Raw genomic sequence first — 15,173 nt, 5'->3', positions numbered from 1 at the left:
AGCAGCTCAGCCGCCACCCGCCGCCCCTCCCGCTTGGACAGGTGGTGCAGGTCCGCCATCAGGAGCATGTTCTCCTCACCGGTGATCAGGCCGTCCACGGCGGAGAACTGCCCCGTGACACCGATCGCGGCCCGCACCGCCTGCGGAGCGGAGGCCAGGTCGTGGCCCGCGACCGTCAGTTCACCGGCGTCGGCGGTGATGAGGGTGGAGAGGATCTTGACGGCGGTGGTCTTGCCGGCCCCGTTCGGGCCGAGCAGCGCGAACACGGACCCGGCGGGGATGCGCAGATCCACGCCGTTCAGCACGGTCTTGTCGCCGTACGACTTGCGCAGACCTACGGCGGTGACGGCGGCGGGCGCCGGGTGACCGCCACTTCGCCTTGGCGTGGGCATGACAGCAGAAGGCATGGCGCCCTCCATTCGAAGGCTGATGCGGTGGTTTGGGGGTGGTGCCGGATGAGGACGTGCCGCTCAGGCCTTGGTCCGGCGGACGTCGATGTTGCCGTACCGGGTGCGGGCGTGGATCTTGACGGTGTCCTCGATCCCCTCCGGGGTCTCGGACGCGGCGAGCGTGTTGCGCACCTGGCCGGAGCCGGAGCTGACGTCGAGCCAGGCGGCGGTGCCCCTGCGGATGCCGACCTCGATGGCGCCGTAGGAGGTCTCCAACTGGACGGTGCCACGGGCGACTTCGGCGACGCGCAGGGTGCCGTGGGCGGTGGTGGCGGTGACCGAGCCCTCGGCGCGAGCGATGTCGATGTCACCGTTGGCACCACTCACCCGCAGGTCGCCGGTCGCGGCGCCGACGGTCGTGGTGCCGTGCGAATTCTTCAGGACGGCGGCGCCGTCGACGGTGCCGACGCGCAGGCTGCCGGAGCTGGTGGTGATCTCGGCCGCGCCTTCGATCCGGTCGACGGTGATCGAGCCGTGGGAGGCGGTCAGTTTGAGCGGGCCCGTCGTGTCGAATCGGACGTCGCCCGTGGAGGTCTTGACCCGGACCTCGCCCAGCCGACCTTCGCCGAGCACCTGGACCCAGGCGCCCGTCATGTCGACCCCCGAGCCCGCGGGCAGTTCGACCGTCACGTCGACGACCCCGGTGCGGCCGAACATGTTGGACTTGGGCGTCCTGACGGTCAGGAGGCCGGCTGCGTACGCGACCTCGGTCTGCTCGGCCGTCCGCACGTCCAGGTCCTTCTTCGGGTCGCGGGGGCGCACCTCGACAACGGTGTCCACGCGGTCGCCTGCGGTGAACTGGATGGAGCCGGCATCCACGCGCGCCGTGGCCGAGATCGGTTCGGGAGTGTCGAAAGAAGGCATGGCTGTCCCGTCCTCTTGGGTCATCATGACGTCCCCGCTGGTGGGACGTGGTGTGGGTGAAGTGGCGCCGGAGGGGGTGCGCCTAGCGCACCCATCCCGTGAAGCTCTGCCCGAGGGTCTGGGCCTTCTCCGCTGTACGGGGCCGGGCGCCGCCGTCGACCGCGGCCGACACGGCCCGGACCAGCCACGCGTTGACCGACAGACCCTCGCGGCTCGCGGCCTCCTCGGCACGTGCCTTGAGGTGGGCCGGCAGACGCAGATTGACGCGGGCGGTGCCGCCCTCGTCGCTGTCGGCGGGCACGTGGGCATGGAGCGGAGCACCGAGCGCGGCCGGCTCCATGGCGCCACCGCCGGCGGGCGGCAGTGTCACCACGAAGTCGGGGTCGAGCCCGCGCAGCCGTACGTCGACCGAACCGGGGGCGAGCTCGCGGGTGATCTCGTCCATCGCGGCGGACAGCACATTGAGCATGGTCAGTCGGGTCGCCGACTCCAGCGGAGCGGTGAGCCGCTCGGCCAGTCGCCGGGCGTCTTCCCCGCCCGCTTCGGCGGCCACCGCGAGTTCACGGCGGAGGGTGTCGACATACGGGGTCAGGTCCATGACGCCATGATGGCACCACATTGGCACCATGCGCAAGCCTCGATGACTCCTCGGCGCGGGCCAGGTCAAAGGAGCCACCCTTGACCTGCGGAAATACAGGCGGAGCCATATGAACCAAGGTGACGCCATGCGTTGCTCACGCACCCCTGGAGCCATGGATTGGCGCCGCTTTGGCACCGGCTGGCACCACGTGACACCACGCCGACACCTCACCGTTTGATGCGTGCGCGCATGGCGAGGACCGCGAGGGCGAGCAGGGCGGGCTCGGTGAAGCGGCCCGCCATTTCGGTGTAGGTGCCGAAGGTGGTGAGGTCCTGTCCGCCCGAACGGAAGACGACGGAGTTGAGGACGATCGACAGGGCCTTCTCGAACCGTTTGGTGGTGAAGCGGTCGCCCATGGACAGGGTCAGGCGCGGGTCGGGTTTCTCCACCTCCAGCGCCACCGGACCACTGGCGGGGACGGTGCCGGTGACGGTCTGTTTCGGCGAGTCGTCGGGCAGGCCGAGGCCGAGGAGCAGGGTGACGGACACGGCCATGGTCACGGCGAGCCAGGCCAGGGCCCGGGAGGCGCGCAGGCCGTAGCCGGACAGGCACCAGTACGCCCGCAGCAGTGCTCGTTCGCTGGGCGGAGTGCCGGTGCGGTCATGGCGGCGCATTTCCATTTCGCCGTAGTAGAAATCGGCGGCGCCCGGCTCGTTCTTGCCGTCCTCCAGGGCTTTGCGCAGCCGACGGTACAGCTCGGCCACTGCCCTGGGGCCGGGCGTGAGCGCGGGGTCTGCGTGGTGGAAACCCGTTCGCCACACCCGCGGCGACCGTGGCTGGTCCGGAACGCAGGAGGGCTGGCCGGCCTGCTGGGCGCGCCAGTGGTGTTCCTCGGCGAGGGTGCGCCTGCGGGACCACCTGAAGAGCCGGATGCCCCGGCGGTGAAGGCCGGTGGGGGTGGGGGCGAAGACGGTGTTGCCCGCCAGGCCGAGCTGGTCGAGGTGGAAGGCGCCGGAGAAGACGCAGTCGCCCAGGTCGGTGTCGGTCAGTACCAAGTGGGCCGCGTCCACGTCCTGCACCGAGGCGAGGTGCACCTCGGGTCCGTCGTGCAGCGCACTCTCGTCCACCACCACTGGACCGGAGGAGGTGACGATCGTGAAGGGGGTGGGGTGTGCCCGCAGGGCCATCGGGGCCGAGAGCACTGCCTGGCTCATGTCCACGACTGCGTGGCGCAGGCGTAGCGATGCCGTCGACTCCCAGCGTGTGCGCGCCAGCACCACGAACGGGGCGGCGATCTCCACCGTGACCGGAGCCTGGAAGACGGCGCCTTCCAGAAAGACCCATCCGGTGCACACCAGGGGTCCCAACCGCCACATCGTGACGAAGGTCGTCGTGTTGAAGTGGGCGTCGCCGAGGAACGCCGCTCCGCCGAAGAAGACGTCACGGGAGAAGACGGCCTTGTCGAAGGAAGCGGTGTCGGAGAACGTCGATCCACTGAAGTGGGCGGTGTCCTCGAAGGCCGCCTCCTCGAAGCGGGCCGGTCCGGTGAACCTCGCGCAGGCGAAGTCCGCGGCGCCGGCGAAGGTGGTCTCCGCGAAGCGGGTGGAGCCGCTGAACGTCGCCTGGTCGAAGCGGGTGCCACGGGAGAAGGTGACCCCGTCGAAGGCGGTCCAAGTCGAGAGCACGGCCCGGTGGAAGCCGGCCGTGCCGCCGAACACGGAGCGGTGGAAAGCGGTGCTGGAGCCGGAGAACATGGCCACGTTGAACTCTGCAGCGCCTGAGAACGTCACGCCGTCGAAGTGGGTGGTGCCGGAGAAGACGGCCTCGTTGAACAGGGCGTCGGCGCGGAACGTCGCGCCGCTGAAATGAACGGTGTCGCCGAACCTCGCCCCTTCGAAAGAGGCGTCGTCGGCGAAGGCCGCGTCGCGGAAGAGGGTGAGACCGCCGAAGACCGCGTCGTCGAAGCTGATGTGGCTGGAGAAGGCCGCGCCTGCGAAGTGGGCGGCACCACGGAAGTCCGCCCCGCTGAAGAAGACGTACCGCAGGGTCGCGCCGCTGAACTGGGCGTCGCCGAGGAACGCTGACCGGCTCAGCAGGACCCCTTCGGAGAACGACGCCTCCCGGAAGGACGCACCGCCGCAGAAGGTAGCCCCTCGGAAGCGTGCCTCGCCGGTGAAGACTGCTTCGTCGAAGTGGGCTGCGCCGAGGCGGGGTTGTGTCGTTGCGGGGTCGGTCAGCGCCTGGAGGAGGTCGTCGAGGAGGGACGGTGTGAAGGTGGTGCCGCGGTGGTCGACGTCGGCGCCCGGCGTCAGGCCGGAGAGGTAGGAGGCGCGGTCGCTGTCGGGGAGATGGGCCAGGCAGACGGAACGGCCGCCCGCGTGGACGCCCCGGCAGCCCAGCGGGTCGGCGACCGGATCGGCGCCGCGCCCGCAGTGCGGCCAGGGCGGCGGGTTCGGGGTGACGGGAGGAGACGGGGTCACGGGGCCTCCACGGGCTTGCAACCGGTCCGGGTCGGCGACGTCGGGGCAGGAGCTGGGCGGCGGCCCCTTCCATCATGCGCCAACGGTCGCAGCGACGGCCCCGAGGATAGAACCCTGGTTGTAGCCGGACGCTCCCCCTGGTGGTAGGACGGGTCACCTCCTGGTGGTAGGGAGGAATCGACTCCTGGTGGGCGACATGGGCCGTGCCTGCGAGTACGTTGTCGCCCGTCCCCCACCACATATGACGGAGGATCACCGCATGCAGACCCGTTCGGCTGATGACCCTCGCAAGCGACTGGTGTGGGCGATAGCCCTCGTCCTGATCGCGGTCACCGCGCTCCTCGGGACCGCGCCCGGGGCCGCCACGGCGACCGCCCTCCCCACCCCGCCCGTCCCCGTCCTGTCCTGGGGCCCTTGTGCGGACCCGGGGGACGGTTTCGAGTGCGCGACCGCCCGGGTACCTCTGGACTACCGCCGGCCCACCGAACGTACGATCCCGCTCGCCGTCACCAGGCGGCTCGCGGCCGACCCCGCCCGCCGTACCGGCGTCCTGCTGCTGCACCCCGGCGGACCCGGCAACTCCGGCGTGAACTTCGCCCGCAACAGCTACGAAGCCCTCCCCGCCTCCCTCCGCGACGCCTTCGACGTCGTCGGGTACGACATGCGCGGCGTGGCCCGCAGCGGCCAAGTGGAGTGCTGGAACGACACGGAGTACTCCGCCGCCGTCGACGCCGCACGCGGCGTACCCGGCCCGGGCGCCCTGCAGGGCGCCGTCCGGCAGGGCCTCGACTTCGCCACCGCCTGCCAGGAACGCTCCGGTGACCTCGTGCCGTTCATCGGCACCGGCTCGAACGCCAAGGACATCGACCTGCTGCGCCAAGCGCTCGGCGAGGAGACGCTCACCTTCTACGGGCGTTCCTTCGGCAGCTACGTCGGCACCGTCTACGCCGCGCAGTTCCCCCGGCGCGTGCGCGCCATGGTCCTGGACGGGGCCTACGATCCGCGCCGCTACGCCGACGTGCCGTACGCCTACGACGCCGCGCAGTTCGTCGCCCTGGACGCGTCGGTCGGCCGGTTCCTGGACTGGTGCGCACAGAACGCCACCACCTGCGGGTTCGGCGAAGGCCGGCCGCGGCAGGCCTTCGAGCAGCTCAAGCGGGCGCTGGACGCCGATCCCGTCATCACCGCGAGCGGACGCCCGGCCACCGGCTACACCCTCGCCTACCGCCTGATGTTCAACATCAACGCGGGCAAGGAGATCTGGCCCGAACTGGGACAGGCCCTGCGGGCGGCCCAGGCGCGCCAGAGCACCTTCCTGCTGTCCCCGCCCTCCCCCGCTTCCTTCGACTTCCTCAACGTCAACCTGGCCGTCGAGTGCGCCGACCGCGTCTACCCGTCCAGCCCCCTGCTCCTGGGCGCGCTGGTCAGCGCCCACGTCGCCGCGGCCCCGCTGCTGGGACCCCCCATCGGCCTCGGGCCGCCGACCTACGACCACAACCACGCGCCCACCTGCGCCCAGTGGCCGGCCGAACGCCCGAGCCGGTTCGAGGGCTCCTACCGGGCGGCCGGTTCCGCTCCGATCCTCGTCCTCGGTACGACCGGGGACCCGGACACCCCGTACCAGGATGCCGTGGCCCTCGCCGGGACCCTGGACAACGGACGGCTGCTGACGTTCGCCGCTGAAGGGCACACCGCCTACAACCGGAGCGCGTGCGTCAGCGCCCTGGTCACGGAGTACCTCGCCACCCTGGCGCTGCCCGCACGGGGCACCGTCTGCGCGGACGAGACGCCCCCCGGCCCGCTGGGCCGCCGTACCGCGGGCATCGAGGTCGACGAGACACGAGATGTGATCCCCGTCCTGCGCTGACCGGTGACGCGGTACGGAATTCAGAGGTCAGAGTTTCGTGGCTTCCCGGACCCGGTCGAGGTGGATGAGGATGTCGTAGGCCTGGTTGATCGCGAGCGTGGGCAGGTCGAGGTAGTAGTCGCGGTGGCGGACCTGGTCGAGGGTGTACTCGTGCATATCGGGGGTGGCCGCGGGGACGGTGGCCTTGTTCCACGTGCCGCCGAGCGTGGTCGCGGTGAGGAAGGACCCCCGGTTGAAGGTGAAGCCGATGGCGGCGTAGCCCGGGCCGAGGGCGTTGCGCAGGAAGACGCCCTGCGTCGTGGGGTACATGACGGGGTCGGTGGAGAGGTAGCCCACGTGGCCGTTGTGCGCCGACAGCAGCATCCTGTCGCCGGTACGGCGGTGCCACCAGATGGTGTTGTCGGCCATGACCCGGTCGCGAAGGTGCTCCGCGGCGGCCATCGACTCCGGATCGGACAGGTCGAGGGAGAGGAAGGCGAAGGTCTGGGCGATGTTGCGGGCGTGTTGTTCGGCCCATTCGTAGACCTCGCCGCCGCTGCCCTTGCCGGGCTCGGTCGACCGCAGCGGGTGGGCGGCGCGCTCCAGCGCGCGGAGCGCGTCGGCCTGCCGGGCGGCCGTTGCCGTGGCGGCGGATAGGGCGGATGGGGCGGGTGCAGCAGATGTGGCAGGTGTGGTGGGTCTGGCGGAGGCCGCCTGGGCCGGCAGGGCCGTGGCCGCTAGTGGGGTGTCTGGCGGATGTCCGTGGACGCCGCGGACATCCGTCAGACACCCCCTAGCCCGGCCATCGCGGCGAGAAGCCTCCGTCGGCCGATCGTCTGCTGGTGCGCGGTCACGCTGATCACTCCCCGGTCCGGTGTTCCACTGCGGTGAAACGATCATGGCCCGCTGCGGGAGCGGTCGCGCTGGGGTCCTCCTCCGGCTTGACCGGGGGAAACCCCCTCTACGACGGGGTGGTCAGCCACCGGCAACAGCCGAGTCGGCGCTTGGGGTGTCGGGCCGGGCGTGAGCGCCGCGGCGCGCCGCGATGAGGCCGAGGGCCTCGCGGGCCTGATGCCGGTAGCTGTCGGCCGTGTAGGACCTCTGGTCCTCGAAGTAGGCGACCACCCGCTGGACGGCCGCCTCGTCGTCGAACTCCGCGAGGGCGCGCACCGCCAGGCCGCGATAGAAGTACTGGGTGCGCGGATCGTTCACGAACCGGATCAGCGGGGCGACGCTCTCCGGGTCGTGTCCGTTGGCGAGCGCCCGCACTGCGCCGACCCGGACTTCCTCGCCGAACGGCCCGTCGACCAGGCGGCCGAGAGCCGCGGTGGTCTCGGAGCCCGGGCATTGCCCGAGTGCCTCGACCAGCGTCCGCTGCATCGGCGCCGGCCACCCGGGCGCGTACGCGATCAGCTCGGACAGCATCGGGACGGCAGGGGTCCCGATCCGGCCCAGGGACTGGAGCGCCGCCCGTGCGATGTCGGCTCCCTCCTCCCTCACGAGCGCCCCGAGCCGCGCAACGCCCTCGGCGGTGGAGAAGCCGCCCAGGGCTTCCGCAGCCCTCATGCGCACCGCCTCGGAGGAAGAGCCGGTCGCCGCCAGCAGTACCGGGAGCGACTCCGGTGCGCCGATCAGCCCCAATGCCCGTACGGCGCGCGCCTGGAGGCTCGGGGCCTGCTCCTGGTCGGTGACCAGCGCCCCGAGCGGCCCGGCCGCGGGTCGGTGCCCGATCAGCCCCAGGGCGTCCGCGGCTGCGGTGCGCAGGCGCCGCGGACGCTGCGGATCCAGGAAGTCCAGCAGGGGCGGGCCGGCATCGGCGCACCTCAGGATCCCCAGGGCTACGACCGCGCCCCTGCTGCGACCGGACCCGTCGGCGTCGGCGTCGGTGAGCAGTTCCAGCAACTGCCGTACGGGGGGCCGGGTCAGCCGGGAGAACGCCCCGGCGACACCGTCGGCGATCCGGTCGTCCCCCAGAGCGTCCAGCAGGGCCTCGGCCGCGGCCTCCCCGCCCAGTGCTCCCAGAGTCTCGGCTGCCAGTTGCCGTACGCACCGGGGCGTCGCTCTGGCGAGCAGCACACGGCGGAGCACCGGTTGCAGGTCCGCTCCCCGGAACGGGCCCGGCTGGTCCCTGATGAGCGTGCAGGCCGCGATGCACGCCGTCTCGAACGGGGATGACTCCCCCGCCGCCGTGTCGTGACCGCTGCGCAGGTGGCGGATGTGGCCGATCAGGCTCCTACGGCCCTCCGCGGTGCGTGCCTGCAACTCGGCGGCCAGCCGGGCGGTCTCCCCATCGGGGTGGCGCACCAGGCGCCAGAGCGCGTCCGTGGCGTTCCGTACGCGACGGGGCGTGCCCCAGGGCACCTCCGGGAGTTCCATGAGCGCTTCGAGCGCGCCGCGGCGCAGTTCCGGCGACGATCCCGTGGAGCCTGCGAGATACAGCAGGGCCGGCGCCGTCCGCGCATCGCGGAACCCACCGAGTACGCGTACGGCCTGCACGCCGTGCCCGGGCAGCAGGTTCCACAACGAGGCCAGCACCGGAACGACGGCGGCCCTGGCCTCCGGTCCCCTGAGTCCGCCCACGAGCGCGATGTCGGTGCTCTCGGGGTTCTCGGTCAGCCGCGCCAGTACCAGGCCCGTGCCCCGCGGCGCCCCGATGTCGATCAACGCCCGAAGCACCGTGATCTCAAGACGGTAGGTGAGGTACGAGGGAATCCTCGTCCCGCCCTCCAGCAGCCGTAACAGGAGTGGAACCGCATGCTCCGCGCGTAACCGTCCGAGCCCGCGGACGGCTTCCAGCAGCGGCCAGAGCCGTTCGTCGTCGTAGCTCTCGATGCGGCAGAGCTCTTCGTGCCGTTGCGCGCAGCGCAGCAGGGCGTCCGAAGCGGGCAGGCCGCCGATGTCGGCGAGCAGTGCCGCGGCCTGCGCCGCCGGGGTGCCGTCCGGGTGCAGCACGAGCCGGGCGAGTCCCTCTACGTCGCCCTCGATGCGCAGCCGGGCAGCGCCCTTGCGCGGCGTCGGCGTCCCGTGCATTCAGGCCCCCTGGAGCTCGTCGGACATCGCCACGTAGAGCGGGGTGGCGATGACCACCTGCCGGGACCGGCCGTCCGGACCGGTGACGGTGCCGCGCATCAGCTGCCGTGCCAGGAACTCGCACCAGGTGGCGGGCCCGGTCGCCCGGCCGGAGAACGTCAGGACGTCGCGCAGCGTCCCCCGGTCGTCGTGGCCGCCCGCGTCCGCGTCCACGAACTCGGTGTCGGCGCGAGCCTGTTCCAGCAGCCCGTACAGCGAGGGCAGCCAGGAGTGGCCCACCCGTCCCAGTTCTGACGCGGGTGCTTCCCGGCCCACCAGGTGATGCGCCGATCCGATGAGCGCCACCACCAGGTCGCCTTCCCTGCCCGTCATGAGCATGGGGCTGCTGGCGTCGCCGGTCGCCGCGATCCGCAGCGCCGACTCGCCGCGGAACCAGAAGGCGGGCTCCGTCATCCAGCCGATGTCGTACTCGCGGTCCAGGTGGTCCTCCACCGCGTTGAGCCGGTCGTAGAGGGTCGGTTCGTCGCGCGGCTGCTGCACCGCGACGCTGACGATCTTCAGGTCGGCCCTGGCCTCGGTCACCAGCCGGGGAAGCAGCTTCCGCGGGATCTGCTCGAACAACATGTCGATCTTCGCGCGGGACACATAGACGTAGTAGCGCACCTCGGCCCAACCCTTCCACGCAACATCTTCCGGAGCACAGGCTCCCCATGACCGAGGGATGCCCCGCCGAAACGTTCCCGTACACGGCGGACGACGGCACGGTTCCACAAAGGCGCCGAAGGAGGGCATCCTGGCTTGCGGGGGGTGCGTTGGATGCCGGGACCGCTGCGCTACGCCGATGCCGTACGACTGCTCGGGGGGAACGGGCCGGTCGTCGATGCGCTGGACCGCGCCGTGGGCGGCGCCCTGACGACCGCCGTCGGCCCCGCGCCCGAACTGCTTCTCTCGCTCGTCGGCGCCGACGCCCAACTCGCCCAGCTCAGCCGCCAATTGGTGTCGGGCACTCGGGAGCGCATGCAAGGCCTGGGCCGGTTCGAGCGTACCGAGCGGCTGGCTGCCGCCCACGCGGTGATCGTCGTGGCCGCCTACGGCGATGCGATGGCGCAGGCGCGGCTCCCCTTCGACGTGCGGGAACTCGCCACGACCCGGACCGAATCCGTCCGGCTCGCCACCGGCGACGCACCCGAGTCCCGCCGCCTCGCCGCCGTCGCCGAACACCTCCTGCGCTCGCAGCTCCCCCTGCCCTCGCCGCACGAACCGTACGAGGCGACCCTGACCGCGCTGCGCGGGTTCTACGCCTCCATGTCAGTGCACATGGAGGCCTACGTCTCGGGCCTGGCGGTGTGGGACCGGCTCACGCCCCAAGCGCGCGAACAGGTCCGCACCGTCCTGTGCGAGCGCGTCCCGCGCACCGCGTTGACCTGCTACGAGGAGATGTTCCGCCAACTGGCCGCGGACTTCCCGGACGTGGGGATCTGGGCCGACCGGGTCGACCACCAGGCGACCCGGGTCGCGGTCCGGCGCCTGGAGGAGACGGTCGCCCGGCTCGCGGCCGGGGACCTCCCGGCCGACCGCCTGACCCCCCTGCGGCGCGCCGGGATCCTGCCCCTCGACGCACCGGTGCTGGGGGCGCAGGACATCACCGAGGGCATGACCATCCCGACCCTGCGCGAGGCGTACGTGAGCGCCGACTTCCGGGTGGGAGGGTTCGGGGCGGCGGACCGGCTGACCAGCGAGTGGTGGTGGCAGGAACAAGAGGTCCGGCACGGCCTGGACACGTTCCTGGAGGGCTTCCTCACCGCGCCCAAGGCGGTCGAGGTGCCGATCCTGCTGCTGGGGCTGCCCGGCTCGGGCAAGTCGCTCCTGACCAAGGTCCTCGCGGCCCGGCTGCCCGCCGAGGACTTCCTGGTGGCGCGCGTCCCCCTGCGGGACGTGCCCGCCGACGCGGACGTGCAGGACCAGATCGAAGTGGCGATACGGCAGGCCACCGGCGAGCGGGCCATCGACTGGGCGGGCGTCGTGCGCGCCGCCGGCTCCGCCCTGCCGGTCGTCCTCCTCGACGGATTCGACGAACTGCTCCAGGCGACCGGCGCACACCAGTCGGACTACCTGGAGCGGGTGGCCGCCTTCCAGCAGCGCGAAGGCGCACTCGGCAGGCCCCTCGCCGTCATCGTGACCAGCCGTACCGTCGTCGCGGACCGGGCGCGCCTGACCCCCGGCGGGATCGCGCTGCGCCTCGAACCCTTCAGCCCCGCGCAGACCGGGCAGTGGCTGGAGATGTGGAACCGTACGAACGCGGACCACTTCGCCCGCCGCGGCCTGCTCCCCCTCGACCCCGAGCAGGCCCTCGCCCAGCCCGACCTCGCGAGCCAGCCCCTCCTCCTGCTGCTGCTCGCCCTGTACGACGCCCAGGACAACGCCTACCAGCAGGAGTCCGGCACGCTCGCCGGCTACGAGCTGTACGAGCGGCTGCTCGTCAGGTTCGCCCGCCGCGAGGTCCTCAAGCACGACTCACGGCTGCCCGAGGAGGATGTGGCGCAGGCGGTCGAGTACGAGCTGCTGCGGCTCGCCGTAGCAGCCTTCGGGATGTTCAACCGGGCCCGGCAGTGGATCACCGAGGACGAGCTTGAGGAGGACCTGAAGGCGCTGCTGCCGCAGCAGGCAACCGCCGCCACCGGGCTGCGGGCCCGGCTGACCCGGGCGCAGACGACCATCGGCCGGTTCTTCTTCATCCACCAGGCGCAGGCGCTCCGCGACGCCGGACGGCTGCACTCGTACGAGTTCCTGCACGCGACGTTCGGCGAGTTCCTGGTGGCCCGGCTCCTGGCGCACGAACTGCGGGACCTGCTGGAGGTCGACCGGGCCGAGGCCGGCCGGGCCCGGCGCCCGCCCACCGACGACTCGTTCCTGTACGCACTGCTGTCCTTCGCCGCGTGCGCGTGGCGCCAGCCGGTGGTGGAGTTCCTGACCGAGGTGTTGCGGCGGCTGCCGGAGCGGGACCTGGAGGACCTGGGCAAACTGCTCCTGCGGCTCTTCCACGAATCCCTGGAGGAGCGGCCGGCTTCCTCCTACGACTCCTACCGGCCTGCCCACCGCCCCACCACGGCCGCCCCCGCCTTCTACCAGGCCCACCTGCTGCTCCTGCTGCTGATCCTGACGGGGGAAGTGACGGGGCAGGAGTTGTTCCCCACCACGCACAACCCGGTCGGCGCATGGCGCAAGACGGCGCTGCTGCTGGAGTCGCAGCTGCCCGCGGAGGACTGGCAGACCTTCGCGGGCTGGGTGTACCTGGAGCGGACCTGGACCGGGGAGGAGCGCGGCATCACGCTCCGGTGGGCCACTGACCAGGACGTGGAGACCTGGGCCTGGCCTCCCGTCTACAGCGCGGAGAACCCGCGCGTCGTGGACCCGTACTGGGTGTACGGCCAGGGGCCCGAGAGCGAGGGGCGGCGCTACGTCGGCTGGCTCTACACCAGCCCGCACATGGTGGCGCGCCACGCCTACCTGCGGTGCGAGACGGGCACCGACGCGCTGCTGCACATGGCCCAGTCCCTGGACGAGTCCGGCCTCAGCCTGGCGCTCACCAGCTACGTGGCCGCCCGGCCGGGCGGCGAGATGGTCTCGGCCGCGCGGCTGCTGATACGTCTGTGGAGCGCCGCCGGTGTCTTCTCCACGACGCACCGGGACGCGGTGAAGGCGGCGCTGCACTCCTTCGACCCGGACGCCACCGATTTCATCAGGCGCTATCTGGCGGCCGTGCTGAGCCAGTGGGAGCTGGCCGGCCGCCCCGTACCGCAGGACTGGGTGGACCGTGCGCACGCCCTGATCGACGCGCGCGCCGAAAACGAGGCGTACGAGCCCCTGCTCGCGGAACTGCCGGAGCCGCCCGCTGCCCGCCGGGTCAGAGCTCGTGGCGATAGCGGAGCTCGGTGAGCGTCCGGCCGTCGTAGACGTCGTCCTGGGTTCCGCCGTCGGCCCGGTAGCCGGCTCGTTCGTAGAACCGGCGGGCCCGCTCGTTGTCACGCAGGACCCACAGGACCAGAGACTCGAAGCCCTGGTCCCGCATGCGCGTGTGAGCCGCGGTGAGGAGGGCCCGGCCGGCGCCCCGGCCGATCACGTCCGGACGGACGTAGAGGGCGTACACCTCGCCCGCTCGGCCCTCGCCCGGCGCCTCGTCCTGGCACGGCCCGTAGGCGATCCACCCCGCAGGGCCGTCCGCGTCGTGCGCGACGAGGTCCGCCGAGTGCCGCTGCGGGTCGCAGAACCACTTCCGGCGGCGGCTCGCGTCGCTTTCGACCGTCATCGCATCCAGGTACGTCTGGGGAACGATGCCGGCGTACGCGGCCTGCCACCCCCGTACGCGGATCGCCGAGACGGCCTCGATGTCAGCTTCGTTCATCTCCTGTACCTGCCACATCGGGCCACCTTAGGAGCACGGGCGCCGAGGGACGAACTCCTTTTGCTCCCTCAGCCGCGAGCCCAGCTGAAGTCGACTTCCGGGTATCGCGGAGAGGGGCCGTTCAGCAGCGGGGACGGCCGGTCCTTCGGGAACCGGTCGAAGCACAGGCGGGTGTAGGACCGGATCAGCTCGGCCGAGCGGGCCGGAGCCAGGGTCCCGAGCAGTTCTGCGTACAGGTCGGGCGGCCAGGACTCTCCCAGGCCGCCGGGAGCGGCGAAGTGCGGCAGGTCGGTGAAGGCGAGGTGCCCGGTGTCGTGGGCCCGCAGCTGGCGGCCCCAGCCGCGCTGGTGCTCGCGCCGGCGCCGCCGGGTGTCGTGGTCCTCCGGCGCGGTGAGCAGGAGGCGGGGGCGGTTGAGCCCGAGGTCGGCCACCGACGAGCCGATCAGGGCCCCGTCGAGGTTGACTCCGACGGCGAATCGGCCGTCCACCCTCAGGAGTTCCGCGGCGGCGGCTCCGCCCGTGGAATGTCCGACGCCGCCGATCCGGCGGGGGTCCGCGCAGGGCGACCCCCGCCGTCGGTGAGACCGGTGGGGACGGCGAGTTCCAGCGCCTCGGCGACGGGCAGCGGCGCCGGGTAGGTCCGGTACAGCCTCGAAATGGCCATGTGGACGCTCGACACCACCGGCTTCAAGGACGGCGACGCCAAGCTGGAGGTGTACGCGCCGGACGCCTCGGGTCTTCGACCTCAAGCTCCGGATGAAGTTCGCCAAGGACGCCCCGGCCACGCGCCTGTCCCTGGACACGACGGCCGAGGGCGGCAGCGCGCCGCGCGTCAAGCACAGCACCGTGCTCACCGCGGCCGACCAGCAGACGACCCGCCGGGGTCTGAAGCTCGGGCTCGACGGTCTGCCCCAGGGCGGTTTCGTGGCGGGCGGCGACCGGCAGCAGCTCGCGCTGCACGTCGACAAGTACAGGTTCCTCTTCCTGTTCCCCGACGGCCCGAACGTGCTGAAGGCCAAGCACTTCGACATCGAGGCCTGGAACGGCACGGCCTGGGTCCCTCTCGCGAAGGACGCCACCGGCCGCACCCCCGAGGCCATCTTCGACCGGACGATCGGCGAGAACGCGAAGTTCGACATCCAGCTCCGTGTCCGGGCGGCGGCCGACACCCCGGACAGCCCCATCACCGTGATCCTCTACGTGCAGACCGAGCGCTCGGACCACCCGGTCGAGTCGGGCATGGTCGTCAAGTCCGCGTCGGTCCACACCGCGAACACGGGCGGCGGCACCGGAACCGACAACGGCTCGGGCACCGGGGGCACCGGGGGCAACCAGCCGAGCCCGGACGGCGGCGCCAAGCCGGTCGGCGCCGACCCGGCCACGAGCTGGGCCCTCGGCGCCTCCGGTGCGGCCCTCGCCATGGGTGCGGCCCTCGTGGCGGGCACCGGCCGCCGTCGCCGCCCGACCGCGTAGTCGCGTCCGTCCGCCCGTCGGCCGGCGGGCGTTCCGTTCCCCGGTGCGG

At 72.0% G+C, this 15,173-nt stretch carries 13 protein-coding genes; 3 read left to right on the top strand and 10 right to left on the bottom strand.

Features of this window, described 5'->3' with window-relative positions; all coding sequences use genetic code 11:
* The 4 genes from ACZ7GJ_RS11695 to ACZ7GJ_RS11680 form a co-directional block, all read right to left on the bottom strand.
* A partial coding sequence (locus ACZ7GJ_RS11695; RefSeq protein ID WP_470751071.1) for an ATP-binding cassette domain-containing protein occupies positions 1-392 on the bottom strand: 392 nt, incomplete at its 3' end.
* Between the two features lie 78 nt (positions 393-470).
* Positions 471-1,313: a DUF4097 family beta strand repeat-containing protein gene (locus tag ACZ7GJ_RS11690; RefSeq protein ID WP_470751053.1), complete on the bottom strand. Its 843-nt coding sequence runs from the start codon at positions 1,311-1,313 to the stop codon at positions 471-473.
* Between the two features lie 82 nt (positions 1,314-1,395).
* Complete coding sequence (locus tag ACZ7GJ_RS11685; protein WP_470751051.1) at positions 1,396-1,911, bottom strand: hypothetical protein; 516 nt, start codon at positions 1,909-1,911, stop codon at positions 1,396-1,398.
* 209 nt (positions 1,912-2,120) lie between these two features.
* Positions 2,121-4,373 carry a pentapeptide repeat-containing protein gene (locus ACZ7GJ_RS11680; protein ID WP_470751050.1) on the bottom strand — a complete coding sequence of 751 codons (2,253 nt, stop codon included), beginning with the start codon at positions 4,371-4,373 and terminating at the stop codon, positions 2,121-2,123.
* A 259-nt stretch (positions 4,374-4,632) separates the two neighbouring features.
* Here ACZ7GJ_RS11680 and ACZ7GJ_RS11675 point away from each other — a divergent pair, with 259 nt between their 5' ends.
* Positions 4,633-6,240 (top strand): alpha/beta hydrolase, encoded by a 1,608-nt coding sequence (locus ACZ7GJ_RS11675; protein WP_470751048.1) that lies wholly within the window; start codon positions 4,633-4,635, stop codon positions 6,238-6,240.
* 27 nt (positions 6,241-6,267) lie between these two features.
* Here the strand turns inward: ACZ7GJ_RS11675 and ACZ7GJ_RS11670 are convergent, their stop codons facing one another.
* The 3 genes from ACZ7GJ_RS11670 to ACZ7GJ_RS11660 all read right to left on the bottom strand — a co-directional run bounded on the left by ACZ7GJ_RS11670 (position 6,268) and on the right by ACZ7GJ_RS11660 (position 9,912).
* Positions 6,268-7,119, bottom strand: a complete 852-nt coding sequence (locus tag ACZ7GJ_RS11670) for an erythromycin esterase family protein (protein ID WP_470751047.1) — start codon at positions 7,117-7,119, stop codon at positions 6,268-6,270.
* A gap of 75 nt (positions 7,120-7,194) precedes the next feature.
* On the bottom strand, positions 7,195-9,249 hold the full coding sequence (locus ACZ7GJ_RS11665) for a HEAT repeat domain-containing protein (RefSeq protein WP_470751045.1): 2,055 nt from the start codon (positions 9,247-9,249) through the stop codon (positions 7,195-7,197).
* Entirely contained in the window at positions 9,250-9,912 is a 663-nt protein-coding gene (locus ACZ7GJ_RS11660) for a DUF7019 family protein (RefSeq protein ID WP_470751044.1), read from the bottom strand. It lies immediately after the preceding gene.
* A 153-nt stretch (positions 9,913-10,065) separates the two neighbouring features.
* Between ACZ7GJ_RS11660 and ACZ7GJ_RS11655 the strand changes: the two genes are divergently transcribed.
* A complete protein-coding gene (locus tag ACZ7GJ_RS11655) occupies positions 10,066-13,185 on the top strand; it encodes an NACHT domain-containing protein (protein WP_470751043.1) in 3,120 nt (1,039 codons plus the stop codon).
* Here ACZ7GJ_RS11655 and ACZ7GJ_RS11650 read toward each other — a convergent pair.
* The 3 genes from ACZ7GJ_RS11650 to ACZ7GJ_RS11640 form a co-directional block, all read right to left on the bottom strand.
* Positions 13,154-13,651, bottom strand: coding sequence for a GNAT family N-acetyltransferase (locus ACZ7GJ_RS11650; protein WP_470751042.1), 498 nt, complete (start codon positions 13,649-13,651; stop codon positions 13,154-13,156). The two genes, ACZ7GJ_RS11655 and ACZ7GJ_RS11650, sit on opposite strands and share 32 nt — an antisense overlap.
* A 68-nt stretch (positions 13,652-13,719) precedes the next feature.
* Positions 13,720-14,139, bottom strand: a complete 420-nt coding sequence (locus tag ACZ7GJ_RS11645) for a hypothetical protein (RefSeq protein ID WP_470751040.1) — start codon at positions 14,137-14,139, stop codon at positions 13,720-13,722.
* A 2-nt stretch (positions 14,140-14,141) separates the two neighbouring features.
* Positions 14,142-14,315 carry a hypothetical protein gene (locus tag ACZ7GJ_RS11640; protein ID WP_470751039.1) on the bottom strand — a complete coding sequence of 58 codons (174 nt, stop codon included), beginning with the start codon at positions 14,313-14,315 and terminating at the stop codon, positions 14,142-14,144.
* A 92-nt stretch (positions 14,316-14,407) separates the two neighbouring features.
* Between ACZ7GJ_RS11640 and ACZ7GJ_RS11635 the strand changes: the two genes are divergently transcribed.
* Positions 14,408-15,124 carry a hypothetical protein gene (locus ACZ7GJ_RS11635; protein ID WP_470751038.1) on the top strand — a complete coding sequence of 239 codons (717 nt, stop codon included), beginning with the start codon at positions 14,408-14,410 and terminating at the stop codon, positions 15,122-15,124.
* The last annotated feature ends 49 nt before the right edge of the window (positions 15,125-15,173 follow it).

Source organism: Streptomyces sp. NPDC037242 (assembly GCF_055604165.1).
This window is presented reverse-complemented; position numbering and strand designations above follow the sequence as displayed.